The 26,313-nt window shown below is 57.9% G+C and carries 19 protein-coding genes; 15 read left to right on the top strand and 4 right to left on the bottom strand.

The window, feature by feature from the left end; genetic code table 11:
* Positions 1 to 24 precede the first annotated feature (24 nt).
* The 12 genes from AU182_RS11460 to AU182_RS11405 all read left to right on the top strand — a co-directional run bounded on the left by AU182_RS11460 (position 25) and on the right by AU182_RS11405 (position 17,438).
* Positions 25 to 1,437: a Type 1 glutamine amidotransferase-like domain-containing protein gene (locus AU182_RS11460; protein WP_066965147.1), complete on the top strand. Its 1,413-nt coding sequence runs from the start codon at positions 25 to 27 to the stop codon at positions 1,435 to 1,437.
* 746 nt (positions 1,438 to 2,183) lie between these two features.
* Positions 2,184 to 5,048 (top strand): TonB-dependent receptor domain-containing protein, encoded by a 2,865-nt coding sequence (locus AU182_RS11455; RefSeq protein ID WP_066965144.1) that lies wholly within the window; start codon positions 2,184 to 2,186, stop codon positions 5,046 to 5,048.
* Positions 5,049 to 5,129: 81 nt separating this feature from the next.
* A complete protein-coding gene (yfcC, locus tag AU182_RS11450) occupies positions 5,130 to 6,656 on the top strand; it encodes a putative basic amino acid antiporter YfcC (protein ID WP_082859391.1) in 1,527 nt (508 codons plus the stop codon).
* A gap of 17 nt (positions 6,657 to 6,673) precedes the next feature.
* Positions 6,674 to 7,846 carry a beta-aspartyl-peptidase gene (iadA, locus tag AU182_RS11445; protein WP_066965140.1) on the top strand — a complete coding sequence of 391 codons (1,173 nt, stop codon included), beginning with the start codon at positions 6,674 to 6,676 and terminating at the stop codon, positions 7,844 to 7,846.
* A gap of 12 nt (positions 7,847 to 7,858) precedes the next feature.
* Entirely contained in the window at positions 7,859 to 8,266 is a 408-nt protein-coding gene (locus AU182_RS11440) for a helix-turn-helix domain-containing protein (RefSeq protein ID WP_082859390.1), read from the top strand.
* Positions 8,263 to 9,579 carry a cyanophycinase gene (locus tag AU182_RS11435; RefSeq protein ID WP_193754334.1) on the top strand — a complete coding sequence of 439 codons (1,317 nt, stop codon included), beginning with the start codon at positions 8,263 to 8,265 and terminating at the stop codon, positions 9,577 to 9,579. The genes AU182_RS11440 and AU182_RS11435 overlap by 4 nt, the downstream gene beginning before the upstream one ends.
* Positions 9,580 to 9,947: 368 nt before the next feature.
* On the top strand, positions 9,948 to 11,297 hold the full coding sequence (locus AU182_RS11430; RefSeq protein WP_066965133.1) for an aspartate aminotransferase family protein: 1,350 nt from the start codon (positions 9,948 to 9,950) through the stop codon (positions 11,295 to 11,297).
* Between the two features lie 44 nt (positions 11,298 to 11,341).
* Positions 11,342 to 12,727 carry a glutamine synthetase family protein gene (locus AU182_RS11425; protein ID WP_066965130.1) on the top strand — a complete coding sequence of 462 codons (1,386 nt, stop codon included), beginning with the start codon at positions 11,342 to 11,344 and terminating at the stop codon, positions 12,725 to 12,727.
* Between the two features lie 368 nt (positions 12,728 to 13,095).
* Positions 13,096 to 13,878 (top strand): OmpW family protein, encoded by a 783-nt coding sequence (locus tag AU182_RS11420; protein ID WP_066965127.1) that lies wholly within the window; start codon positions 13,096 to 13,098, stop codon positions 13,876 to 13,878.
* Positions 13,879 to 14,131: 253 nt separating this feature from the next.
* Positions 14,132 to 15,535: a glycosyltransferase family 4 protein gene (locus AU182_RS11415; RefSeq protein WP_082859388.1), complete on the top strand. Its 1,404-nt coding sequence runs from the start codon at positions 14,132 to 14,134 to the stop codon at positions 15,533 to 15,535.
* Positions 15,535 to 16,320 carry a class I SAM-dependent methyltransferase gene (locus AU182_RS11410; protein ID WP_082859387.1) on the top strand — a complete coding sequence of 262 codons (786 nt, stop codon included), beginning with the start codon at positions 15,535 to 15,537 and terminating at the stop codon, positions 16,318 to 16,320. The genes AU182_RS11415 and AU182_RS11410 overlap by 1 nt, the downstream gene beginning before the upstream one ends.
* Positions 16,317 to 17,438, top strand: coding sequence for a prenyltransferase (locus AU182_RS11405; RefSeq protein WP_066965114.1), 1,122 nt, complete (start codon positions 16,317 to 16,319; stop codon positions 17,436 to 17,438). The genes AU182_RS11410 and AU182_RS11405 overlap by 4 nt, the downstream gene beginning before the upstream one ends.
* Here the strand turns inward: AU182_RS11405 and AU182_RS11400 are convergent.
* Complete coding sequence (locus AU182_RS11400) at positions 17,364 to 17,996, bottom strand: class I SAM-dependent methyltransferase (RefSeq protein ID WP_066965111.1); 633 nt, start codon at positions 17,994 to 17,996, stop codon at positions 17,364 to 17,366. The genes AU182_RS11405 and AU182_RS11400 overlap by 75 nt on opposite strands.
* Positions 17,997 to 18,128: 132 nt before the next feature.
* Here AU182_RS11400 and AU182_RS11395 point away from each other — a divergent pair, with 132 nt between their 5' ends.
* Both AU182_RS11395 and AU182_RS11390 read left to right on the top strand, forming a co-directional pair.
* Entirely contained in the window at positions 18,129 to 18,851 is a 723-nt protein-coding gene (locus AU182_RS11395) for a DapH/DapD/GlmU-related protein (protein WP_066965108.1), read from the top strand.
* A 53-nt stretch (positions 18,852 to 18,904) separates the two neighbouring features.
* The gene (locus tag AU182_RS11390; RefSeq protein ID WP_066965106.1) at positions 18,905 to 19,414 is read left to right on the top strand and encodes a shikimate kinase; all 510 of its coding nucleotides are present in this window, start codon (positions 18,905 to 18,907) and stop codon (positions 19,412 to 19,414) included.
* Positions 19,415 to 19,432: 18 nt separating this feature from the next.
* Here the strand turns inward: AU182_RS11390 and AU182_RS11385 are convergent, their stop codons facing one another.
* Complete coding sequence (locus AU182_RS11385; RefSeq protein ID WP_020413378.1) at positions 19,433 to 19,903, bottom strand: Lrp/AsnC family transcriptional regulator; 471 nt, start codon at positions 19,901 to 19,903, stop codon at positions 19,433 to 19,435.
* Between the two features lie 273 nt (positions 19,904 to 20,176).
* Here AU182_RS11385 and AU182_RS11380 point away from each other — a divergent pair, with 273 nt between their 5' ends.
* Positions 20,177 to 23,740 (top strand): indolepyruvate ferredoxin oxidoreductase family protein, encoded by a 3,564-nt coding sequence (locus AU182_RS11380; RefSeq protein WP_066965104.1) that lies wholly within the window; start codon positions 20,177 to 20,179, stop codon positions 23,738 to 23,740.
* 67 nt (positions 23,741 to 23,807) lie between these two features.
* Here the strand turns inward: AU182_RS11380 and AU182_RS11375 are convergent, their stop codons facing one another.
* Both AU182_RS11375 and AU182_RS11370 read right to left on the bottom strand, forming a co-directional pair.
* Positions 23,808 to 25,100, bottom strand: a complete 1,293-nt coding sequence (locus AU182_RS11375; protein ID WP_227718232.1) for an OprO/OprP family phosphate-selective porin — start codon at positions 25,098 to 25,100, stop codon at positions 23,808 to 23,810.
* 68 nt (positions 25,101 to 25,168) lie between these two features.
* Positions 25,169 to 26,005 (bottom strand): TraB/GumN family protein, encoded by an 837-nt coding sequence (locus tag AU182_RS11370; protein WP_227718231.1) that lies wholly within the window; start codon positions 26,003 to 26,005, stop codon positions 25,169 to 25,171.
* Positions 26,006 to 26,313: the final 308 nt, after the last annotated feature.

Here is a 26,313-nt window from a genome sequence, read left to right as displayed (position 1 = left end):
TAATGACACTTCAAGGAGACCCAAATGGGAAACAAGCTGTTATCAATTTTGCTGTTATCCGCATTCAGTCACGGCGCGCTGGCTTGTATTTCTGCGGAAAGTGAATCGAACGACGCCGAATCCGACGCAGATGGCCCCATCTGTTCCAGCCAGTCTGTGGTAGGCGGTATCGCCAATCGGCGGGACCAGGACTGGTACTATTTCAATATCGACGCTCCCGCCGATCTGGACATTTCCCTGAGTCATTCCAGTGGCGATGATTTCGACTGGCACCTGTACGATACCTCCCAGCGGCTGTATAGCGCGGAAACCAGTAATCGTCCGGAATCTGCCAGTGTCAGCGTCGGTGGCAATGGTCTGTATACCCTGAAAGTGACCCGCTTTAGTGGTCGTGGCGACTACACCCTGAGTGTTGCCGGTATCCCCTCGTCCAGTGGGGGCGGTAGCAGTAGTGGTGGCGGTAGCAGCAGTGGAGGCAGCAGCGGCGGTGGCAACTGTGACCTCGGCGCCCGCCCAACCAAGCCCGGCGGCCTGACCCGCGCCATAACCGGCAGCGAAGCCGATGTCTGCGTCAATCAGACAACCGGCGGCCTGCTGGTTATGGGTGGTGGTACCGATGTGGATGCGGCCTTTACCCGTCGCGTGGAGCCGCTGATTGGTGGTGGCGATGTGGTTGTCCTGCGCACCAGCGGTAGCGACGGCTACAACGACTACCTGCAGGGTCTGCTGAACGCAGACTCGGTGGAAACCCTGATTGTGGATCGCACACAGTTTGCCAATGACGAGTATGTGACCTGGGCCGTGCGCACCGCCGAGTTCGTGTGGATTGCCGGTGGTGACCAGTCCGATTACCTGAACCAGTGGCAGGGAACAGCGTTGCAGCAGGCACTGGATGAAGTGATGGCGCGGGGTGGCGTGTTGGGTGGCACCTCCGCTGGTGCGGCTGTACAGTCAGAGCACATCTATGATCCGGACGGCGTACTGGGTGCTTACTCTTCCGAAGCGGTAACCGACCTGTGCCACGAGTACATCAATATCTCCACCAACTTCCTCAGCACACCCATCATGCAGGGCCTGATTGTGGATACCCACTTCGCTGAGCGCGACCGTATGGGCCGCCTGATGGCCTTTATGGCGGGTCTGCCGAGCGGTATTCAGGGTATTGGTGTCGATGAGGCTACTTCTATCTTCTTCACGCCGGACGGCAGCGGTGTGGTAGACGGGGCGGGCAGTGTGTACGTCCTGCAGGAGGATGGTCAGACCTCAAGAACCCAGGCGCAGTGTGGCCAGCCGGTGATTTACGAGGATGTGTTGCGCTACCGTCTGGATGAGTTTGACCAGTTCAATATCTCTACTGGTGCAACGAATGTCACGCCGAAGCGGATCGGTATTGACGGAAGCTCATCCAACTTTTACATCAACCAGCCTTACCAGTGAGTCCCCGGATGGTAGCAGGTAGGTGAAAAACACTGCTTGATCGAGCAGGCCGGGAAAGTATTTCTTTCCCGGCCTTTTTATTTGCGTTTTCGTTTTCGGTATTCGCCACAAAATAATCATCGCGACTATTGGTTCAATTTTGCAGATTATTCGGCTGCCCCATCCATTTGCGCACAAACTAAATTCCGTGAAAGAAATGGTTTACAGCATTTTTTTACCGTGATAAAAAATATGGCATGGTTTGGCTTGAATAGGTTGTATACGGCTGACCTGTCATCAAAAAAACAGCGCAACGTACTTATCTAGAAGGTAAGTTCTAAGAAAGTACAGGGCTAAGAGCAAAATGAATCACATTGCTGCCATAGAGCGCTGCTCCTCCAACTACTACCTCAGCGAGTGGTTTGACGAGTAGCTTCCCCACCTCGGTATGACCGGGGCTCGGTGACGTCATTGATCAGGTCTTGCTGGTCACTGTCTGTTGCACGGGCGTAAGGAAGCTATAAGTCGGTTTTTTCCGTTCTTATTTTCCCCACCCACACTGCGTATTGAACTTGGTGACGCTTTGCTGTTGCTGTTCATATGAGTGTTGGGCCGCGCTGGAACGCCGCCGGTTGTCATCCTGAACGAACCTCTGCCCGACTGAGGCCGTCGACTCTGTTCGTGTACCCGTCTGGCAAGAAAGAACGACCAAAAAGCATCGCAAGAGAACAATCGGAGACAGGAATAATTCCTGGAGGGCACATAAGATGGATAACAACACCCAATTGACCAAATCCCCGCTAAGCAAAGCCATTCGACTGGCACTGGGCTGCTCACTGCTGAGCGGTAGCGCCTTTGCCATTGCACAGCAAGCGCCGGAAGTGGCGGACGCTGTGGAAGAGGTGGTGGTAACCGGTACCCATATCAAAGGGCTGGATGCCGAAGGTGCGGTGCAGGTGGTACAGATAAATCGTGAGGATATCGAAGCCTCCGGTGCAACCTCACCCATCGAAATCCTGCAACAGCTCTCTCAGACTGGCGGCGGCAGCGGTACTTTCTCCACCGCTACGTCCGGCGCTCTGTCCAGCAGCACTCCGGTAGGTGCCGCGGGCGTTTCCCTGCGCGGCCTCGGTGCCAGCTCCACTCTGGTGCTGGTAAATGGCCGTCGCGTATCTGTCAGCTCTTTCGCCAAGGGCCAGGAATCCTTCGTCGACGTGAACTCCATTCCGCTGTCGGCGATTGAGCGCGTCGAAGTTCTGCCCAGCGGCGCCGCGGCAACCTATGGCGCCGACGCCGTGGCCGGTGTGGTGAACTTTGTTCTGCGTGATGATTTCACTGGCAGTGAAATTTCACTGACCCACGGCAACTCCACCGCCGGCAGTGATGAAGGTAAATACAACCTGAACTGGGTCTGGGGTCGTGAAGGTGAGAACAGCCACACCATGGTGGTGGTGGACCTGTTCTCGCGCAATGCCTTTTATGATCGCGATCGCAAGCTGACTGCCAACTCTGTGCGTCCGAGCCAGCAGGGTGTCTACCCGAGCTTTAACGACTTGTTCCTCGCGTATTACGACCAGACCGAGCGCCCCGAAACTGGTGGCTGTCCAGAAGACCAGTTTGGTTTCGGAAGTTTCGGCGATTACTGCGAATTCAATACCAATGCCGTTTCCGCTACCCAGGATGAGTATGAAAGCGCCAGTGTCGTAGCAACCTTCAACTACGACATCTCTGATAGTCTGGAGTGGTTCAATACTTTGATGCTGCAAACCAGTGAGTCGCGCGGCACATCTTCCCCAGCGAACTTTTCTCGCGCACCGTTTGACCCTGAAAATTCCTACTGGCCGGAAGCGTTGAAAGCGGACCTGGTAGAAGAGGGCTCCTTCCACCCGGATTACCCGACGAGTGATTTTAGTGATTTTTACGGTTACCCGATTTTCGCCTGGGGTAAATTCCCTGATGCCCGCGCGGTAGAAGTAGAGAGCGAATCCATGCGTCTGGTATCCGGCCTGCGTGGCGAGGTGAATGACTGGAACTGGGAGGTGGCGGCTAATCTGGGGCGCAGTGAGTCCGAACAGCGCGGTATTTCGGGGCTGTACAAGGCGGACGCTTTCTACAATGCAAGCGTTGGTAATCTGTGTACGGATGGTTCGGTTGTAGATCGCTGGGACGTAGATTTTGCGCGCCCAAGTGCTAGTTTTGGCGCAGGTGAAACTTGTGAAGATCTCGGTAAAACCACTGCCTGGTATAACCCGTTCGGTGGCCAAGTTGATCAAATCGCCGAAATGGACGACCTGATTCGCACCGATGCGAAACGTAGTGGTAAATCCAATCTGTATGCTATCGACGGTAATATCTCAGGCAGCTGGATCGAACTGCCTGCCGGCGCGATTCAGGTCGCATTTGGTGGTGAGTTCCGCCGTGAAACCGTGGTAGATACTCCGTCAGGCGATGCGGTTTCCACCACATTGAATCCTGAGCCGATTCTCGGCTTCAGCTCCACCTCTGCTGACGCATCGCGCAACCAGTGGGCGGTGTACATGGAGCAGATGATTCCGCTCGCGACGGATACCGAGCTGCAGGTGGCCCTGCGTTACGACCACTACGACAGCTTCGGCGGCGATGCCAACCCGAAGGTCGCCCTGCGCCACGCGTTCAACGATGCGATTATTTTCCGCAGCAACTGGTCCACTTCTTTCCGCGCGCCATCTCTGGCACAGGTCGGTGCTGGCACATTGCTGTCCAGTTACGCGGTTGACTGTGGCGTAACACCGGTCGCCTGTGACGGCCTTATCGATGAATCCGGTGAGTCACTGCTTTCCGAAGAGGTGAGCAACGATGATCTGAAACCGGAAACCGCGACTACCTGGGGCGCTGGCTTCCTGCTGAAGCCCTCCGCGGATACCGAAATCAGTATTGACTACTGGAATATCGAGCACGAAAACCTGATCGGCGTGGAAGAAGACGATTTCATCCTGCGTGCCTTTAATGGTGACTTCCCGATTGTCGGTGAGGGTGAACTGGCTACCGGCCAGGCGGGCCTCGAGGTGGCAGGCGGATTCGTAGTGGATGCCCACTTCCAGCTGTCCAACCTGGGTTGGCAGAAGACCAGCGGCATCGACATGGCGCTGACCCAGTATTTCGAAACCGATAGCTGGGGCAGTTTCCGTTTTACTCTGGATGGCACTTACCTCTCAGAGTTCGACAAGCTTCCTTCTGATGCCCTGGGAATTGTCAGCGAAGCGGGTAACTACACCTATCCGCGCTGGCTGGCCAACAGCTCCCTGCGCTGGCGCTATGAGGACTGGTCCTCCACCCTCTCTGCGCGCTACACCCATAGCTATCGCGATGACCCAAGCCCGCGAACCCTGGATGCTATCTTCGAGCCGGGCGCTGAGTACTTCCTGTCTCGTGTTGACTTCGATGATGAGGGCAACGTGGAAGTGGACAGCTGGCTTACCTTCGACCTGAGTGTGGCGCGCGACTTTGACAACGGCAGTTGGTTGAGTCTGCGGGTGAAGAATCTGCTGGATGAAGAGCCGCCGCTGGTGCTGGGTACCGGGGCCAATGTGGACCACTTCAACCATGACTCCATGGGGCGCTTCTACACCCTGAGTTACGGCTACGCGTTCTGATCGGCGTCTCACAGGACCTGATCTCGGCGGGTGCGCAGTTTGCACCCGCCGATCCTATTCCTTTTACTGCGGTGTACTCCTATGCAGACAAGCGATACCCAAGCCACCTGTGGTAACACCACCGGTGATGTGGAGCAGCCAGTGAATAAAACCTGGGCAATGCCGGATACCTATCTGATATTGCTGGCGGTGGCACTGGTCGCGTTCGCTTTGAACTTTCTGGTCCCTGCGGGCACCTTCGATACTGTGACCAGTATGGTCAATGGTACTGAGCGCACGGTGATTGATCCGTCGAGCTATCAGCGGGCATCGGATGAGCCTGCGGGCATGTCGCTGTTTGCCGAAGGTGGTGGTATCGGTTTTCTCAATTTTGCGTTTGAGGGAATGGTGTCCGGCAGTAAGTGGGGCGCGTCGATTGGTGTCTTCGCCTTTATTCTGCTGACCGGCGGTGCCTTTGGCCTGATTTTCGCCAGTGGTTCTGTGGAGCGCGGTCTGTTCCAGGTGATTGCCCGCAATCGTGAAGCGGGGCATTTTTATCTGGCAATTCTGTGTTTCCTGTTTTCCCTTGGCGGTGCGGTTTTTGGCATGGGCGAAGAGGTGATTCCGTTTACCCTGATTGTGGTGCCATTACTGGTCACCATGGGCTACGACAGTATCACCGCACTGCTGGTGACTTATGTTGCCACTCAGGTGGGCTTCGCGACCTCGTGGATGAACCCGTTCGGGGTGAGTATTGCCCAGGGCATTGCGGGTGTGCCGCTAATGTCCGGCAGTGGCATGCGCATGGTGCTGTGGCTTATCGCCACCTGCGGCCTGGCGGGCTACACCATCTACTACGCACGGCGGATCCAGTCGCAGCCTGAACGATCACTCGCCTATGAATCCGATCGTGTATTCCGCGACAAGTCGGTGTCTGCGAACTCACTGCAGACGATGACTCGAGGGGATGGGTGGGTGCTCCTGCTGTTTTGCGCAGGTATTGCGTGGATGATCTGGGGCGTTGTCGAGCGCAGCTATTTCCTGCCGGAAATTGCCAGCCAGTTTTTCACTATGGGCATCGTGATTGCCATTGTGGCCATTGCCTTTGGCCTCAACGGACTGACGGCGAACAAGGCTGCGGCGGCTTTCAAAGAAGGTGCTCAGCAACTGTTGCCGGCGGCCATGGTAGTGGCATTTGCGAAAGGCATTGTGCTGCTGCTTGGCGGTGATGATCCACAGGGCGCAAGTATCCTGAATACGATTCTGCATTCTGCGGGCAACGGCCTTGCAGATGTTTCTGGCGCTGTCTCCGCCTGGTTCATGCTGGTGTTTCAGACAGTGTTTAATTTCTTTATTACTTCCGGGTCCGGCCAGGCCGCGTTGACCATGCCAATCATGGCGCCGCTTGCGGATGTGGTCGGAGTCACGCGACAGACGGCGGTGCTGGCGTTCCAGTTGGGGGACGGCCTGACCAATATCGTTGTTCCGACCTCTGCCGCACTGATGGGCTGCCTTGGCGCTGCACGCCTGGACTGGGGTGTGTGGGTTCGCTTTGTCTTGCCGTTGCAGGGCGCTTTGTTCCTGTTTGCGTCGCTGGCGGTACTGGTGGCAGCGGTTTCCGGTTTTTAACTTTCAAGCAGCTATTTATGTCTCAAATAACTCTGATAAAAAATGCAGAGGTGTTCGCGCCTCGTGGTCTCGGCCGCTGTGATGTCCTGGTGGCGGGAGATCGGGTGGCCAAAATCGACCAGCACCTGAGCCTGCCGGAAGATATTGGCCAGGTGGTGGATGCCGATGGTGCCTGGCTGATGCCGGGGCTGGTGGATACGCTGGTTCATATCAGCGGCGGTGGAGGGGAGGCCGGCTTCGGCTCGCGGACCCCGGAGCTGGATGTGCGCGAGGCATTCTCTGCGGGCGTGACCACGGTGATCGGTGCCCTTGGCACCGATGCGACGACGCGCACACTGAATGAACTGTTCGGCAAAGCCAAAGCACTGAAAGCGCAGGGGCTTACCTGTTTCATTCAGACGGGTTCTTATCAGGTGCCGGTGAACACACTGACCGGTAGTGTGCGCAGCGACATCATGCTGATAGACAACATGATTGGTGTTGGTGAGCTGGCAATTTCCGATCACCGATCGTCCCATCCCACCCGCGATGAATTGATTCGCATTGCTGCGGATGCGCGGGTGGCCGGTCTTCTGAGCGGTAAGGGTGGTGTGGTCAGTGTGCATGTGGGAGATGGCGCGGGCCGGCTGCAACCGCTGTTTGATGTTGTGGAGCACTCTGAAATTCCCATCACCCAGTTTTTCCCGACGCATATGAACCGCAATCCGTCCCTGCTGGAGCACGGTGTGGCATTTGCCCGCGCCGGTGGTTTTATCGACTTCACGACGTCGACAACGGAAGAAATCCTGGCCAGCGGCGAGATGCGTGCGAGCAAAGCGCTGGCGCTTGCGCTGGAGCAGGGTGCCCCCATTGACCAGTTGACCTTTTCTTCGGATGCCCAGGGATCACTCACCAACTTCTGCGATCTCGGCGAGCTGCAGGATATCGAAGTGGGCTCCATTGCGAGTCTGTTTGAGGAGTTCCGTCGTGCCGTGCAGGACGAAGGCGTGGAATTGTCGCGGGCACTGCAGGCGGTATCCAGCAACCCGGCGCGCGCCCTGGGGCTTAAGCACAAGGGGCAGGTGGCTTCCGGCCGCGATGCAGATCTGATGCTGGTAGATCCGCAGCGTTTCCAGATCACCCATGTCATGGCGCAGGGGCGCTGGCAAATGTTTGATCGCCAGCTTCGCACCGCGCGATGCTTTGATTAGCGGGAGGAGAAGATGACGACATTGCAAGATCAGCAACTGTTGGACGAGGCATTAGTATTGATGCGCAACAATCTTTCCGAACCGTTGCGCACCGGAGAGCTTGCAGCGTATCTGGAAATTTCGGTCAAGAAACTGGAGCGTATTTTTTGCCGCTTTAAAGGTGTGCTACCGGCGCGGTATTACCGTGAACTGCGCTTAGAGCGGGCGCGCGCGCTGTTGTTTGAGAGTGCCCTGAGTGTCGAAGAGGTGGGGTTGCAATGCGGATTCCGTTCGGCATCTCATTTCAGTCGCTCTTTCCGCGACACCTACGGGCGCAGCCCGCGTGCCGAGCGCATGCTGGGTGCGCGCGCAGAGACAGCGCGCCATTTCTGTTTCCGTCCGACAAATTCAGACTATTTACGAGTGGAATTATGTGTGTGAATTGTTCGAAAGCCATTCGGTTTTTACTGCTTGTAGTGCTGCTTTTTACGCTGGGTTGTAGTGGGGAGAACGCCGGGACTTCGGCGGAGGCGACGCCTGCTAGTCAATCCGGTCACCTGCTGATCGTCGGTGGCGCCCTGCGCAGTGATAACCAGGCGGTGTATCGGGCTTTTATCGATGCGATTCCCGCGGCGTACCCGAATGTTGCCATCGTGCCGGCAGCTTCCGGGCGGCCCGCGCATTACGCGCAGCAGTTTACCGATGATCTGCGCGCATTCGGGTTTACCGGCGAGGTACGCGTACTCCAGATTGCGGTGAAAGACGACCCGTCCACCAAGTCTGTGGATGAGAGCCAATGGCGCAACGGTGGGGGCGACGAGGCGCTTGCGGAAAGTCTGCAGGATGTGGGCGGTATCTGGTTTGTGGGCGGTGACCAGACCAGAACCACCGATACGCTTCTTGATCTGGAAGGCGCTGATACCCCGGTCCTCGCGGCCATTCGCGTACAGCTTGCTCGCGGCGCGGTAATTGGTGGAACCAGTGCCGGTGCAGCGATTATGAGTCACCGCATGATCGCGGCCGGAGATTCACTGAGCGCGTTGACCCTGCCCGCGACAGATGAATACGTGGGGATGGAAAGCCAAGAGTCCGGCCAGTTGCTGCTCAGCCGCGGTCTGGGTTTTCTGCCGGTGGGGATCGTGGATCAGCACTTTGATCGCAAGGCACGGCTTGGGCGCCTGGTGCGGGCGCTGGGCCACAGTGCGGAGCCGATCGGGCGGATCGGTTTCGGTGTGGATGAAGATACCGCGCTGCTGGTGAACCTGGAGGGTAAATTCATCGAGGTGCTGGGTGCGGGTAACCTGGTTGTTGCCGATGGGCGCAATGCCCTCTTTAGTGGTGACGGTGAAAGTGAGGGTGAGGGCGCATTTGCGGTGCGCGATGTACAGCTGAGCGTGCTGAGCGCCGGCGACCGACTGCACTGGGTCGATGGCAAAGTGGTGGCGGAAGGCAGCCAGACAACGGGCAGTGAAGCCTTTGGGTATCGCGCGACGCAGGGCGGGGGTTTTGCGCTGGCGAATCCGCGCCTGGATCAGCTGCTCGGTTTTTCCCTGCTGGACAACAGCGAGATGCGTGAGCTGCGTCGCTATTCCTTCGATGAACAAACCGGTCGTGGTGTGCTGTACCGCTTTCGACAAACGGACGAGTCCCTGGGCTATTGGCGCTACGGATCCGGTACCAAGGATCAGTACTCGCTGGTCGGGGTGGCCATGGATATCGAGCCGGTATCCGTTGCGATTACCTCTGCTCGGTAAAGCGGGAAGTTTCTGTCTGTAGCTTCTCGTAGCTTCTCCCTTATAGATTGCTTTGATCCAACGCGGTCGCGGGGCACAGCCCTCGACCGTTTGGTCCCGCAACCTGCCGGTCACAATTCGACCTTACTCTCCCCCTCGTTTTTCCCCCACTTTCTTCGCTTCTGTCACTGAATTGCACAAAAAGCGCGCAACTACTGTTCTGTAATCGGCGCTACGCTAGAGCCAGTCGTGTCACTGCAGTCCGGCAAAGCCTGCTTCCCGGATCAATAGCGGTTGCACTGTTTCTATTCTTGCCCCTAAAATGTGATCACATTTTGCAGCGCCGCCTGTGGGTCATCGCAGGGGGTCTATGAATCAGGAGTGAGTTCATGAACAAGAGCCAGTTACAACAACATGACCGCGAGCACCTGTTGCACCCGTTTACCGATTTCAACGATCTGGGTAATCAGGGCACCCGGGTGATTACCAGTGCCGAGGGCGCTTACATCACCGATATTGATGGCCACCAGATGCTGGACGGCATGTCGGGCCTGTGGTGCTGTAACCTGGGGTACAGCCGTCGTGAAATCAGCGAGGCCATCTACGAGCAGCTGAACAAGCTGCCGTTCTATAACAGCTTTTTCCAGTGCACCACCGTGCCGTCCATCGAGCTTGCTGACATGCTGGCCGACGTGACTCCGGCGGGGATGAACAATGTCTTCTTCACCGGTTCCGGTAGTGAAGCGAACGACACCAACTTGCGTATCATCCGCCGCTACTGGGACCTCAAAGAGCAGCCCGAAAAGCGCATCGTTATTTCCCGCAAGAATGGTTACCACGGCTCCACCATCGGTGGTGCCAGCCTCGGCGGCATGAGCGGCATGCACAAGCAGTTTCAGGCGCTGGACTATATCGAGCACATTCAGCAGCCGTACTGGTTTGGTGAGGGTGGCGACATGTCACCGGAAGAATTCGGTGTGCATGCGGCGCGCTGTCTGGATGAGAAGATCCAGGAGTTGGGCCCGGACAAGGTAGCGGCTTTTATCGCCGAGCCAATTCAGGGTGCCGGTGGCGTGATCATTCCCCCAGAGACCTACTGGCCGGAAATCAAAAAAATTCTGGATCAGTACGACATCCTGTTGGTGATGGACGAAGTGATCTTCGGTTTCGGGCGCACCGGTGAGTGGTTTGGTGCAGACTATTACGGTATGCAGCCGGATCTGATGACCTTTGCCAAGGCGGTGACCAATGGTTACTTCCCGCTGGGCGGTACCATGGTGAGTGATCGCGTTGCCGACGTCATCAAGGCCAAAGGTGGCGAATTTACCCACGGTTATACCTACTCCGCGCACCCGGCAGCCTGTATGGCTGGCATTGCCACCATCAATATCCTGCGTGATGAAAAAATCATCGAAAACGTCCGCGACAACACCGGGCCATACCTGGCCAAGCGCTGGGCAGAGCTGGCGGAGCACCCCATTGTGGGTGAGGCGCGCAGCCTCGGGCTTGTAGGCGCGCTGGAGCTGGTGAAAGACAAGGGCAGCCGTGCACGCTTTGATGACAAGTGCACCGCCGGTGCGGTGTGCCGCGATATGAGCATCAAGAATGGTCTGGTCATGCGCGCCACCGGCGACACCATGATCATTGCTCCGCCGCTGATTATGACGACGGAACAGATTGACGAGCTGGTGGAAAAGGCGCACCGTGCGCTGGATGATACCGCTCGGGCCATGGCGTAAGCCGCCCAGGGCTACGTACAGTTTCCATTAGTGTGAATCGATTTATGGCAGCAAAAGAACAATATCAGCCGTCCGCCCAGTTGCTCTCGGATTCGGAAGCGTTTCTCGAGGCGCACCCGGACCTCAAGTGGATCGAAGGCTTTGCTTTCGACATCAACGGTGTGCCCCGCGGCAAATGGCTACCCGCAGACTCCGCCGAGAAGCTTCTCGGCGGTGGTTTGCAAATGCCCCGCAGCGCGGTGAGCCTCGATATCTGGGGGCGCGATATTGAAAACAGCCCACTGGTATTTGCCAGTGGTGACAGCGATGGGGTCTGCCAGCCGGTGTCGGCGCTGTGTCTGGCGCCCTGGCACCGGGAGCAGACCGCTCAGCTGCACATGCAGTTATTCGAAGCGGATGGGTCGGACCTGTATGCCGACCCGCGCGCGCAATTGCAGAAGGTGGTGGATCGCTTGGGCAGCCTTGGCTACAAGGCGGTGTGCGCGACCGAGCTGGAGTTTTATCTGCTGCGGGAAGAGGCCGACGAGCTGGGGCGCCCGCGCCCGGTCAGCGACAACGACTCCGACCTGGTGCCGTCCACAGACGTTTACGACCTTGCAGAGCTGGACGCCCAACGGCACTTTTTTGCCGACGTGCGCGCTGCCTGTGAGGCGCAGGGCATTCCCGCCGACTCGATCCTGTCGGAGTGCGCGCCAGGGCAGTTTGAAATTAACCTGCTCCACTGCGACGACCCGGTGAAGGTCGCCGATCAGACCCTGCTGTTCAAGCGTTTGCTGAAAGGTGTCGCGCGCAGCCATGGCCTGCGCGTCAGCGCAATGGCCAAGCCCTTCGGCGAGCTGGCCGGCAACGGCATGCATGTACACATGAGTCTGGTCGACGGCGAAGGAAACAACGTCTTCGACGACGGGAGCGAGCTGGGTTCCGAGTTATTGCGCCACGCGGTTGCGGGCATGATGACCACGGCCAATGACGCGATGGCGATTTTTGCCCCGCACGCAAACTCCTATCGTCGTTTTCAGGAGAGTAGCCACGCGCCGCTCAACCTGTGCTGGGGTTATGACAATCGCACGGTGACTTTCCGCATCCCGGCCAGTGAGGCCAAGGCGCGTCGGATCGAGCATCGGATTGCCGGTGCCGATGTGAACGCCTATCTGGTGTTGGCCGCCATTCTGGCCGGTGTCTGCCATGGCCTGGAAAATAAACTCCAGCCTCCGGCACCAGTGGAAGGCGATGCCTATCAGGTGGAGAGTGAACAGCTGATCAACACCTGGGGTGGCGCGCTCAACCGGTTCGCCGAGAGCGACCTGTGGAAAGAGTACCTCGATCCGGAATTTGTCGAGCTGTTCGTGCTGCTCAAGCGGCAGGAGCAGGCGGAAATTGCGGCGCGGGTCACCGACGTGGAGTACCAGAGTTACCTGCAGCGGGTCTGATTGGGTGCCAGGGTGTGTTCAGGCGTGGATTGCGACTGCTAATCAACGGCTTTGATGACAGCCTGGTTGGTAGCCGCAAATGGTCTGCTATACCTAATTCAGACAGCTGTGAACTTGCGTACACAGCGCGTCGCAAACTCTCCTCCTGAAAGTGTGTTCGAGAAAACTAGCCCGCCTATTGGCGGGCATTTTTTTTGGGCAAAATATTCTTGCAGAAATTTCTTCCCATTTGTCGGCTAAACCTTAGGCAGTACTTGCTGTTTTCCGGAAAACTCCACCTATACTGAAACTAACCGCACGCACGGGTCACACTTTATTTCGTGGCTCAGGGCGGCTATGGAGCATTTCAGAGATACAAGGAGTTACCCATGCGAACCAAGTCTCTTCTTCTACCGCTGGCCATTGCTGCCGCCAGCGCTACCTCGCCGGCCTTTGCCGACTTCAATGGCGGTGATCTTATTGTGCGGATTGGTGCGGCCTATATAGAAACCGATGATTCGGTTTTCTCCGAGTCCGCTGTTGTATTGGTGCCGGACCCCAATGATCCGGCGTTGACTGTCCCGGTACAGGTCGGCGACGCTCTGGACCTGGACGATGACACCACTTGGTTTATTAATGGTACCTACTTTGTGGTGGATCATTGGGCGGTCGAGCTCTACCACATGAACAGTGCCGACCTGGATGCGACTTACAGCACCTTCGCGATCTCTGACGACTTCGATATTCGCAGCTCCGACGGGCTGGGGGACTTCGAGACCAATGTCACCAGCCTCTACGCGAACTGGTATCCGGTGTGTGTGGAGTCCTGGGTGCAGCCGTACATTGGTGTCGGCGTGAATTACACCGATATCGAGCAGGACTTCCTGCGTCCGGTATTCCGCGATCAGGATGTCAATTACGGTCTGGTGAACTTTGGCAGTTCGTTTGGCTGGACCGCGCAAGTGGGCGTGGATATCGAATTTGGCCGCGATGCCAACTGGCTGTTTAACGCGTCGGCCATGTACATCGATGCGGACCCAGAAATCGAAGTGGGTGTAGACGATGTCATCCTGAGCAACGGCCTGGTGCTGGATACCATTCGCTACAAAGATGACCTGGAAATGGATTCCTGGATCTTTAATCTGGGCGTAGGCTACAAGTTCAGCTTCTGATCTGACAAATGCTCCAGACACCATTGCCCCGGCTCTCGTCCCCGTGACGAGGCCGGGGCTTTGTCGTGGTGGCCGGATTATTGTGCGCTCCTGTCTGTCTATCCGCCGCCGTCGTTGGCGCGGAGGTTGAGTCGTTTCGCCTCCGGTGTGGACGGTTTCTGTCTGGCAGTCATTTCTTTGCCGGTGTATTCTTCGCCTCTTTCGGCGCCCGCGCTTTGTTTGTGTTCGCCAAAACAATAACTACGGGGAAACTATGACCGCCTTGGGAAATCGTACAGACGGTCCATCGGCCCAGTCGCGGCCACTGAATATCTGCCTGCTGGGTTACCGAAGCCATCCCCACTGTGGCGGCCAGGGGGTTTACCTTTATTACCTGAGCAAGGCGCTGGTTGAAGCGGGGCACAAGGTTGATGTGATTTCCGGCCAGCCGTATCCGGAGCTGGATTCCCGGGTGCGCCTGATCAAGATGCCGGGCCTGAATCTCTATGAACACCCGCATCCCACCCGGGCATTGCGCCCCAGGAACCTGCTGAGCTGGGCAGACTGTTACGAATGGTTTGGCAAGCTGACCGGTGCGTTTGCTGAGCCGTACAGCTTTGGCCGCCGCGTCGCCCATTATTTGCGTACCCACGGCACCCGGTACGACGTGGTGCATGACAACCAGTCGCTGTGTTATGGCCTGCTGGCTATTGAAAAGCAGAGGCTTCCAGTTGTTGCCACCATCCATCACCCCATTACCCGCGACCGCCAACTGGCGATCGACGCGGCGCCAGACTGGTTCTATCGCCTGCTGGTGCGCCGCTGGCACAGTTTTCTCAACATGCAGATGAAGGTATCCCGGCGTCTGCAACATATCGTCACTGTTTCCACACAGTCGTTTAACGATATTGTCGAACAGTTTGGCGTCTCGCCATCCCGCCTGAAGCTGATTTACAACGGCATCGATACCGAACTGTTTGCACCGCAGCCACAGAAAGCGCCAGATTCCTGGCAGATTATGACGACGGCCTCCGCAGATCAGCCACTCAAGGGGTTGCGCTTTCTGTTGCAGGCGTTGGCGCTGTTGCGAGCCAGGCACCCCAAGCTGAAGTTGCTGGTGGTAGGAAAATTGCGCGAGGGTGGCGACACGGCGCGATTGCTGCAAGAACTTGGCCTGCAGTCTGCCGTGCGTTTTGTCTCGGGAATCTCGAATCAGGAGATGGTTGCGCATTACACGGCGTCGGCGATGGTGGTCTGCCCCTCGCTGTATGAAGGTTTCGGTCTGCCGGCCGGCGAGGCCATGGCCTGTGGCGTGCCAGTGATTTCCAGTGATGGCGGAGCGTTGCCCGAGGTCGTTGGCGACGCGGGGCTCGTCGTGCCAGCCGGTGACAGCGGCGCTCTGGCGCGCGCGATCGAACAGCTTCTGGCCGATGACGACCTGCGTGCGTCGCTCGGGCAGGCCGGGCGTCGGCGTATTGAAGAAACATTTTCCTGGCAGGTGGCGGCAAAACATCTGGTGTCCTATTACCGGGAGATTATCGGCCAGAGTGCGCAGGCACAGTCGGACACGGAGCACCGGATTGCCGTCGCCGGGCTTGTGGAGCAGCGTCCTGCAAATCGCGTCGCTGCCCAACCGGGCGATGCGCCAAACCCGAAAAACCAGGGGGAGGCGGCCTGATGATCACTGTCGACCCGGCACTGCTGAACCTGACACCGGGCCAGCGGGTGCTTGACCTGGGGTGTGGCGAAGGTCGCCATGCCATTCACCTGATGTTGACGGATGATGTTGACGTTTTTGGCATAGACCTGAGTGAGCGGGATATCACGACTGCGCGAGAGCGCGCTGCTGAATTTCAAGGTGCCGGGCACGGCGCAGGGCGCCTGCAGTTTGGTGTTGGCAACGCATTGCAGCTGCCCTTTGCGGATCAGTTTTTTGATGTGGTGATCTGCTCGGAAGTGCTGGAGCATATCGAGGATTACCGCGGTGTGCTGCAGGAGATCAACCGGGTACTGAAGCCCTCTGGTATTTTTGCCGCAACCGTCCCGGCATTTTTCCCTGAATGGGTCTGCTGGAAGCTCTCTGATGCCTATCACCAGGTGGAAGGCGGGCACATCCGAATTTTTCGTGAAAAACAATTGCGCAAAAGTATTGAGGCGCTGGGACAGCAGTATTTCGCCCGTCATAAAGCACATGCCTTGCATGCGCCTTTCTGGTGGCTCAAGTGCCTTTTCTGGGGGCAGGACGATCACCGCCTGGTGTCTGCTTACCACCGCTTTCTGGTATGGGACATGATGCAAAAGCCCCGTGTGACCCGCTGGATGGAAAAACTGCTCAATCCACTTCTCGGTAAAAGTATTGCACTGTATTTTGTGAAGCCGGCATCGGTGAAGAAAGCGGACATTGTGCTTGCGCCACAAGAAAGCGAAGCCTCGTCCAGCGCGGGTCGGAGGGAAGTGGCATGAGTCTCTTCTCGGGTGAGGCGACGGGTACGGACCACCAGCAAAGTATTTTTCCCCAGGGGTTCGTTCGCCAGAGTGCGGATTATATTCTCGCCCATCAGCTTGCGGACGGGTGCATACCCTGGTTCGATGGGTACTACGCGGACCCATGGGATCATGTGGAAGCCGCAATGGGGCTCAGTATTGCCGGTGAATACACTGCAGCGGAAAGAGCCTACGCCTGGCTCGCCAGCATACAGCTGGACGATGGCAGCTGGTGGGCGGCCTATAAAGGCGGTCAGGTAGACAACCGGGAGCGCCGCGAAAGCAACTTCGTGGCCTACATTGCCACTGGCATTTGGCATCACTACCTGATTACCCGCGACCAGAGTTTTCTCCGTCGCTATTGGCCGATGGTGGAAAAGGCCCTCACCTTTGTGCTGGCGCTACAGTCTGAGCACGGTGAAATCCAGTGGGCGGTAGACGGGCAGGGCGAGCCGTTGATGGACGCACTGATTACCGGCTGCTCGTCAGTGTATAAAAGCCTTGAATGTGGCATCAACATCGCCGTCGCCCTTGAGCAGGATCGCCCGGACTGGCGGATTGCGCGGAACAACCTGGGTGATGCACTGCGCCACAAGCCCCAGCGGTTTGATCGCACCTGGGAGAGCAAGGCGCGTTTCTCTATGGACTGGTTCTATCCGGTACTGACCGGTGCCATCGAGGGTGCCCGTGCGCAGGCGCGATTGCAGGAAAAGTGGGAGGAATTTGTGGTGGCGGGATTGGGCTGCCGCTGTGTCAACGATGAGCCCTGGGTAACCGTGGCCGAATCCTGTGAACTTACCATGGCGCTGCTGGCGGCTGGTGAAGTGGCAAAAGCGCACACCCTCTACCGCGGCCTGCACCGTTGGCAGGATAGCGATGGCGGCTACTGGACCGGCTACGTCTATCGCGACAGCGCTGTGTGGCCAGAGGAGAAAACTACCTGGACCGTTGGTGCCATGTTGCTCGCGGCGGATGCACTGGCGGGGCTCACGCCCGCCAGCACCTTGTTTACCCGGGTAAATTTACTGGACGCGTCGCAGAATACCCAGCGTCTTGACCATCTCCACCCGCTCGAACTGACCGGAAGCCAGCGCTAGCTGATAAATTTCATAGGGTGCCTGACCGCCGTCTTCCGGGTTGGGGAAGATATCGTGAATCGCCAGGTAACCACCGGGCACAATGTGCCGGCTCCAGCTGCGGTAATCGCTGAGCGCCGCCTCCCGCGAGTGACCGCCATCAATGAATACCAGCCCCAGCGGCGTGTTCCAGTGACGAGCTGCCACCGCTGACGGGGCCACCACCGGTATCACGTGTTGCTCCAGCGCTGCGGCACGCATGGTGGCGCGGAAGCTGCGAAAGCTATCCATCAGCTGGCTGTGATCGTCAAACAGTTCCCGGTCGTGGTACTCCTCGCCGGGCTGGTGCTCTTCCGAGCCGCGATGGTGATCAATGGCGAAGAGTGAGTTGTCCATCAGCTTGCAGGCACTGCCGAGATACACGGTGGATTTGCCACAGTAGCTGCCGACTTCCAGTGCGGGCCCAAGGTCGCTGGCTTCCGCCGCCAGCCGGTAGAGTGCCTCGCCTTCCACCGGGTCGAGAAAGCCTTTCACGGAGTGAATGTCGAGGGGTAAGTCGATGGGGTGGGAAGTTTCCATAGCGTTTATGGTCTGCTCTGTGGCTGATTGAATAGCGCAAGACAGTACCGAGAGGCATCGTGTATTGCAATGTATCCGCAGTACAGATCCCATGACAAAAAATACAAAGACCAGCGACGGCTTCGATACCTCATGCGAAAAGATCATAGACCATACTGGCTCAAACGCCTGCTGCTCGGTTTCCGCCACTGGCGGTGCCGGCATTTTCTATTGCCGCAGTTTGATGCTATTGGACGCGAGCCGGAAATCATGCACCCGGCTTCGGTAAAAGTGTTCGGCAGTAATATTCGGCTCGGAAACTTTCCGCATCTGATTTCCACCCCGGACAACTGTATTCGCCTCACCGCTATGGGGCACCGCGGCGGTGAAGCGTGCATCACCATTGGCGACTATGTGCTGATTTCCCCCGGTGTGCGGATCTCTGCCGGCCAGTCCATCTCCATTGGCGACGCGTGTATGCTCGCCGCCAATGTATACATCTCGGACTCCGACTGGCACGGGCTGTATAACCGCACTCGGCCATTTCGCTGCACGGCGCCGATCACCCTCGGCAACAATGTGTGGATTGGTGATAGCGCGATCATCTGTAAAGGTGTATCCATCGGTAATAACGCGGTGGTGGGTGCGGGGAGCGTGGTTACGCGGGATGTGCCGGCCAACACGGTGGTTGCGGGCAACCCCGCCCGTGAGATTAAGCAAATCAACCCGCGCCGTAGAATGATTACCCGCGAGGCCCTGTTTGCCGACAGTTTCCGGCAGGCGCACAATCTGGATGAATTGGATAAAATGTTGCTCGCAGGGAACAGCCTGCTCGGGTGGTTGCGATCGGTCGTATTGCCACGAAGAGGAGACTAGAGGGTTGCACAGGCCCCGGTCTCGCGTAGCGTCATTTAGGAAGTCGAATAAAAATGCATAAACAGGGTAGCGTGGTACTGATCGGGATGCCGGGTGCTGGCAAGAGTACGCTGGGGGTATTGCTGGCAAAGGAGCTGGCCAAGGATTTTGTGGATACGGATGTGTTGATCCAGCTGCGGGAAGACAAGACCCTGCAGGAAATCATGAACGAGACCGACTATTTGAATCTGCGCCGTATCGAGGGTGAGGTGATCGCCGAGGCCAACCTCCCCAACCATGTGATCGCCACTGGTGGCAGCGTGGTGTATAGCGAGGAGGGGATGCACAACCTGCTCAAATTCGGCCCTGCGGTTTTCCTGAACTGCTCCGCAGAAGAGCTGCGCAGAAGAATTCACAACTACGAGAGCCGCGGTATTGCCAAGGCGCCGGGACAAAGCTTTGAAGCGTTGTTTGAGGAGCGCCAGGCGTTGTACCGACGCTACGCGGATATCGTGGTGGACTGTGACGGCCAGGACCTCGAGGGGGTCCTGGCGCAGGTGGTGAGCAAACTGGAGGCTCGCTGATGCGGCGAGCGCGCGGCCTTACAGGGGCAGCTGGGTGGTGTACTTGACCTGCTTTAAGGCAAAGGTCGAGTTGACCGAAGCGACGTTCGGCAGGTGGACCAGCGAGCGCTTCAGCAGCTGCTCGTAGTGCTCCACACTGTCGACCACAACGCGCAATACGTAGTCTTTGTCGCCACTGGTGGAGTAGCATTCCACCACTTCCTGTACATCCTGTACCGCAGACTCGAAGTTGTTTAGCGACTCTTCGTCATGGTTGTGAATGGTGACGTAGCAGTATACTGTGACCCCAAGGTCAAGTTTACGCGGATCCAGGAGGGTGACGCGGCCACGGATGATGCCTTCTGCCTCGAGGCGCTTGATACGACGCCAGCAGGGTGTGTGCGACAAACCCACTTTGTCTCCCAGCTCCGCCATGGAATAATCCGCGTTTTCCTGCAGCGCCCGCAGAATCTTGCGGTCGAAATCATCCAAGTCTGTTGAGCGCTTCATATAAACTCCTGTCCTACACTTTCTACATTGGCCGAGATGGTTGTCACAATTTTAATCGCAAAATTGTAAATAAAGCAATGTTTCATTGTGCCTAAGGCACTAGTATGACTTGACCACGCCGTCGCTAATTCGGGCCGCCATACAATAACTCGTTTAAACGGGCGCCAAGCCCAGCGACGCGAGCCTCAAATCACAATAAGTCGAATCACAATAGTTGGCGGAAGTCCGCGCGCTACGCGGGCCACCTGACACCAGCGGGAAAGAAGTAGGCGTATGAGCGAGAAAGAAGTGAATACCGATTCTCAGGCAGTCACTGCCCCGGCAGGCACCGACAAAAAGGTCTCCCTGGACGACCGATACACCATTGAGAAAGGGCGCGTGCTCCTTTCCGGTATCCAGGCGCTGGTGCGCCTGCCCATCGACCAGATGCGCATCGACCGCGCGCGGGGCCTGAACACCGCCACCTTCATTTCCGGCTACCGTGGCTCGCCCCTGGGTGGATACGACCAACAGCTCTCCCGCGCCCGCAAGCTCCTCGATGCACACAATATCCGCTTTGTCCCCGGAGTGAACGAAGAGCTGGCAGCCACCTCGGTCTGGGGCTCCCAGCAGGTGGGCCTGTTCGACGGTGCCGAGGTGGATGGCGTTTGCGGTATCTGGTATGGCAAGACGCCGGGGGTAGACCGCTCCTGTGACGCTTTCCGCCATGCCAATGCCGCCGGGTCCGCGCCCAAGGGTGGGGCACTGATCATCGCCGGTGATGACCACGGCTGTAAGTCCTCCTCCTATCCCGGGCAGTCCGAATTTGCCTTTGTGGACATGCATATTCCGGTGTTGAACCCCGCTACGGTGCAGGAAGTACTGGATTATGGTCTCTACGGCCTGGAGCTGTCGCGCTTCAGCGGCTGCTGGGTGGCGATGATCACCCTGGCGGAAAACATGGACAGTTCCTCCACCGTGGAAGTGAACCCCGCCGGCGTTTCCTTTGAGTATCCGGAAGTCGAACACCCGCCGGGCGGTCTCAATATTCGCAAGCAGGACAACCCCCTTGAGCAGGAGGAGCGCCTGTGGCGCTACAAGCGCCCCGCCGCACTGGCGTTTGCCCGCGCCAACCAGCTGAACAAGCTGGTGCTGGACAATCCGCAGGCGAGCCTGGGTATTGTCACCGCCGGCAAGGCGCACCTCGATTTGATGCAGGCGTTCGAGGACATGGGTATCGACGAGGAGCGCGCCCGCGCCCTGGGTATCCGGATCCTCAAGGTTGGCATGACCTACCCGTTGGACGTGCCCGGTATTCAGGAATTTGCCCGCGGCCTGGATAGCCTGCTGGTACTGGAAGAAAAGCGCAGCCTGATGGAGGTGCAGCTGAAAGAAGAGCTGTACAACGTACATCTGCGCGATCCGAATTTCCCCCGCATTCTGGGCAAGGTGGACGAGCACGATAAACCGCTGCTGCCGATGTATGGCGAACTGTCGCCGGCAGTGGTGGCGCAGGTGCTCGGCTATCTGCTGGGAGAAGAAAATCTTCACGAGCGTGCCAAGCACCGCCTGATGCGTTTGGATGCGCTGGCGGAACGCATTTCCGCGCAAGCGGGCTCCAGCGTTGCGCGCCTGCCCATGTTTTGTGCCGGTTGCCCCCACAACCGCTCCACGCGCGTACCGGAAGGCAGCCGCGCGCTGGCCGGAATCGGTTGCCATTACATGGCCCAGTGGCTCGATCGGGAAACCTACACCTTTACCCAGATGGGTGCCGAGGGCGTCAACTGGATCGGCCAGGCGGCCTTTACCAGTGAGCCCCATGTGTTCGTCAACCTGGGCGATGGCACCTATTTCCATTCCGGTATTCTCGCCATCCGCGCCGCGGTGGCGGCGAAAGTGAATATCACCTACAAGATTCTGTTCAATGACGCCGTGGCCATGACCGGTGGCCAGCCGCACGATGGCGAGTTGCTCCCGGACATGATCTGCCGCCAGGTGCTGGCAGAAGGGGTCAACAAGGTCGTGCTGGTGATGGACGACACCGACAAGTACCAGGGCAAACTCCAGTTCCCTGGTGAAGTGGAGATTCGCCACCGGGATCATATGCCGGCCGTGATGGAAGCCCTGCGCGAAGCGCCCGGTTGTACCGTGATCGTCTACGACCAGACCTGTGCCACCGAGTTGCGCCGCAAGCGCAAGCGCGGCCTGCTGCCGAAAGCGGAAGGGCGCCCGTTTATCAACGAGCTGGTGTGCGAAGGCTGTGGCGACTGCGTTACCCAGTCCAGCTGTATCGCGGTGGAAAAAGTCGATACCGCCCTTGGCGACAAGCGCCGTATCAACCAGACCACGTGCAACCAGGATATGTCCTGCGTCAATGGATTCTGTCCGTCGTTTGTGACGGTCAAGGGCGGCAAGCTCAACAAGCGCGCCGGCGTGGGGGATGCCCTGTGCCAAGAGGCGGACAAACTGCCGTCACCGGTGCTGCCCGCACTGGACGAGCCGTTCAACCTGCTGGTGACCGGTGTCGGTGGCACGGGTGTGGTGACCATTGGCGCACTGCTGGCGATGGCCGCGCACATTGAAAACAAGGCCTGCAGCACACTGGATCAGACCGGTCTCGCGCAGAAGGGCGGTGCGGTTTACTCCCATGTGCGCTTCGCCGACAGCCCCGAACAGCTCAAAGCGGTGCGGATTTCTGACGGTCGCGCCGATGCGCTGATGGCCTGTGACCTGATTGCCGCGGGCAATCTGTCGGCAAGCCTGGCCAAACTGGATGAAACCCACAGCCGCGCGGTGGTGAATACCCATCTGAGCCCGACGGCAGCATCTGTGCTCGGGCGCGAAGACATCCATTCGCCCCAGGCGGTACTGGATACCATCAAGGATGCGGTGCAGGTGCTGGATGTGGTGGAAGGGCATGCCCTGACCAAGGCGGCGCTGGGCGATACCCTGGCGGCAAATATTTTCATGCTCGGCTATGCCTGGCAGAAAGGCTTGATTCCTCTGGGGCTGGACGCCCTGCGCGAGGCCATTCGCCTGAACGGTGTGGCCGTCGAGGGCAACCTGCAGGGACTCGCCGCCGGGCGTCTGGCAGCGCAAGACCACGCAGCACTGGATCGCCTGCTTTCTCAAGACGAAGTAGTGGTGATGCCACAGGGACTGGAGGCCATCGTTGCGCACCGGGTGGCGCATCTCACCGGATACCAGAATGCGGCGCTGGCCAAGCGTTACCGCACACTGGTCGACAAGGTGAAAGAAACAGAAATTCTCCGGGTGCCGGGGAGCGAGGCCCTGGCAGAAGTGGTTGCGCGCAATTATGCGAAACTGCTTGCTTACAAGGATGAGTACGAGGTGGCACGCTTGTACAGCGACGGCCGTTTCATGGAATCCCTGCGAGAAAACTTCGCCGGGGATTTCGAGCTCGAGTTCAATCTGGCGCCGCCTCTACTGAGCCCGTTTGATAAAACCATCGGGCGTCCGCGCAAGCTCAAGTTTGGTGGCTGGATGCACAAGGCATTCGGTGTGCTGGCGAAGTTCCGCTTCTTGCGCGGTACGGCGCTGGATATTTTCGGCTATACCGCCGAGCGCAAAATGGAACGGGCGCTGATCAGTGAATACGAAAAAATCGTAGAGGAAGTGATTGGCCGCCTGAACGCGGAGAATCATGCAGCAGCTATCGAGCTGTTGAGCTATCCCGACCAGGTGCGTGGCTATGGGCCCGTCAAGGAACAGAATGTTGCGCAGGCACAGCAGTCGAAAGTTGCGGCGTTGCAGCGTTTCTACAATCCTGAGGCAGCGTCACATGGTGAAACCCCGGTAGAGGTGTTTGACCCGGCTAAGGCGCAACAGGTGGGGTAATGTCAGCGCGCTGTTTTAGATAGCGATTGAAAAAGCGGGCCCGGTGGGCTCGCTTTTTTTATGCCGGCTACCAGGCCATTTGCACACGCAATCCCAGCTGATTGGTGTCGTCGCCGGTGAAATCATCCTCGCCAAAGATCAAGTTGAGCATGACCCGCACATGGCGATTGGCGTAATAGTTCAAGCCGATTTGCGCGCTGCTGGCTTCGAGCCGGTGTATGTCTCGATTTTCCATGGTGTCGTAGCGAGCGGTGAGCTCCCAGGCGCCCCCCCAGAGTCCGTCGCCGGAGGGCCGGGCGGAATTGAAGGCGCCCCGTTTCTTGTTGTAGGTCTTGTGCTCGCCGGTGAGCATCCAGCTGCCCTGCACATACCAGGTGTGTACCGATTGATCGGCGATATAGCAGCCAAATTGTGGATCGCAGAAGAAGGGCGCGGGCGCCCCGAACTCCCGCTCGAACTGCGACTCTGTCAGATAGTAATCGGCGTCAAACTCGCCCAGTGCATACTCGGCCTGCAGATACAGTGGGCCGTAGCTACCGGCAATTTCCAGTGAGACGAAAGAGGCCTCGTCCCCGAGGTCACCAGGGGTCAGCGCCATCAGCTGCGACGGACCCCGGCGCCCTGCGTAATCCGCTTCCGCGGTAATATCGGCGGAATTCTGGTTGGCGTTTTCATAGCTGATCGATGTACCCAGATGAAACGTGGCCAGGTCTGTGTTGATCGGTGCCCACGCCAGTCGGCCCGCGGCGCCGACACCTTCATTGCGGCGCGTACCGGCGTCCCGCAGGTTGAATGCCATCATGCCCAGGGTGAAACAATCCAGTACGCCGGTCCAGCCGATGCCTTGCTGGAACTGGTAGTCCTCATACAGACCAGTGGCACTGGAAAAGGGGCGCTCTAGCATGGTGATTTCGTTAGAGCTGGTCATTTCTGCCATGGAGCGGAATGGCTTGAACTGGCCGATGCGAATTTCACCGTTCAGAAACTCGTGTGCAATAAACACATCGCGAAATCCGTTCAGGGTACTGCCACCGGTAAAGTCCTGCTCCAGCACGTATTTCCAGTCGTACACATTGCCTTTCAGGGTGATGCGCGCGCGACGGAAATCCGTGGTGCTCACCGGGTCTTCGATATCCGTGTCGAACAGGTAGGTGTCAAAGTGGAGTCGGCCACCCAGAGAGGCGGAAAAATTTCCATCGTCGGAGGAGATCTTCAGCCCGCCCCTGGTTTCTGCTTCGTCTGCCATTGTGGGAGCGGTAGCAAGCAGTACACAGAGCTTAAGCAGGTGGCTGGCCACCGGCGAACGGTGGCACCCCGGCAACGCTTTTTCCGTCGAAGCGAACGAAGAGAGTAATGACACGGCGTCCTTCCTTTCCAGCTGACTAAGGCCAGTTTAGACGGCCTGGAAAAGTGTGACGCGCGCTCGGGCTAAATTTGCTTTACGGAAAAGCCGTTTTGCTCCAGATACTCCGTGACAGACTTGGCACCTACGAGGTGCCCGGCACCGACAACCACAAAAAGCGTGTTGTGACGCTCGCTGAATTCCTGGATTTTTTTCGCCATCTCACGGTTGCGTTGATAAAACAGCAGTTCAAAGAGAGGGGCGTACTCCGGGTTCTCTGCCAGTCCCTCGCGGATGACCAGGTCGTAAATGTCACTTTGTTCGCCTTTTTTCCACGCCCGGGTCAGGCGTGGCACAAAGCGATCCATGTCAGAGACCTGTTCGAGGGTCTGCTTCAGGTACAGCTCCGGGTTTTCGAGGCTGTTTAGCATTTCGATTTGTTGCAGCACGCTTTCCAGCTCGAGGATCCTGACGTTGTTGCGATGGGCCTGGCTGAGAAAGTGCCGGTCGATACCGGCCTTGGGATCCAGCCCGCGCGCCTGCATTTCGATCAGGCTGAGGGTGATCATGGCGATGGCGGGGCGCATACGATTGAAATTCGCTTCGGGAATCCGCCGCTTCTTTAGCCACTGCTGAAGCTGGGCATACACCTCCGCTGAAATATGGTCTTTTAACTGCTCTCCCGGTGGGTAAAGGGATTCGAGCATGACTTTCTGTTGCAGCTGTGGATCGGACTCCATGGCGAGCACGTCGGCCTCCACTACCAGCACGTCGCTCTCCCGGTAGGCCTGTTCGATCGTCTCTCGCAGTGGATAAAAGCTCTCATCAGCCAGGTGGATAGAGCCGAGCAGGTACACCGTTTTCTTCTCTTTTGTCGCCTCCAGTAATAAACCCCGGTCATTGGCCGCGAAGGCCGTATTCACCGCGAGCAGTAAAACTAGCCCGAAACAGGCAATACACCGGTGTGGCCAACTGGATGTGACAGCGCGCGAGCCCTGTGCCGGGAGTGGGAGGGGGATTCGCATAGGGGCCTCGCAGTGTTCTTTGATGGTTTTGTCTGGTGCAATCTCGATGAGATCATGGCAAAAATTCTACAGGATTCCGCAGCAATTGTGATTTGCATCGCCATTGTGAAAATTGTGCGTTGTGGCGCAGAAATCACCTGTACAATCATGGCACTTCATCAATGGATGTACCGCGAGCCACACCGGCGGTTGGGATAAAAACACCC

It is taken from the genome of Microbulbifer sp. Q7, from assembly GCF_001639145.1.
Taxonomy (GTDB): Bacteria; Pseudomonadota; Gammaproteobacteria; order Pseudomonadales; family Cellvibrionaceae; genus Microbulbifer.
The sequence above is the reverse complement of the archived record's forward strand: the minus strand, read 5'-3'. Positions and strand labels throughout refer to the sequence as shown.